The organism is Paenibacillus sp. JCM 10914 (assembly GCF_001315105.1).
Taxonomy (GTDB): domain Bacteria; phylum Bacillota; class Bacilli; order Paenibacillales; family Paenibacillaceae; genus Paenibacillus_AQ.
In genome coordinates this window covers 1-549 of the sequence record NZ_BAZR01000090.1, presented here as the reverse complement: position 1 = coordinate 549, position 549 = coordinate 1, and the positions used below count along the sequence as shown (strand labels likewise).

The 549-nt window shown below is 58.1% G+C and carries 1 protein-coding gene; it reads left to right on the top strand.

Annotated elements, in window-relative coordinates:
• On the top strand, nt 1–549 hold a 549-nt coding region (locus JCM10914_RS28160; protein ID WP_148300292.1), incomplete at both ends, for an AMP-binding protein.

Sequence of the window (549 nt, the reverse complement as noted above, 5' to 3'; positions counted from 1 at the left end):
CGCGATATGCATGGAACGGTCGTTTGAGATGGTGATCGGGGTGCTGGGCGTGTGGAAGGCAGGAGCCGCTTATGTGCCGCTGGATCCGGCCTACCCGCAAGAGCGCCTGACCTATATGCTGGAGGACAGCCGGGCCCGGCTGCTGTTGACGCAACAGCCAATTGTAGCGCAATGGTCGGAAGGTGAGTGTGTACGTCTATGCCTGGACACCGACTGGGGTAAGATCGCCGGTGAGAGCGAAGAATCGGTGCCGGGCGTGGCGAAAGCGGAGGATTTGGCTTACGTGATCTACACGTCGGGTTCAACTGGAGAGCCCAAAGGGGTTATGGTGGAACACCGGAGCGTGGTGAACTTGGCAGAGGCACAGATCGAGGCATTTGCGGTAACGGCGGAAAGTCGTGTACTGCAATTCACCTCATTCAGCTTCGACGTATCGGTATCGGAGATGACGATGGCGCTACTGTCGGGGGCAAGCTTGCATGTGGAGCGTGCAGTGCGTCTGTTGCCGGGACAGGATCTGTTAAGCGTGCTGAAGGAGAAACGGATAAC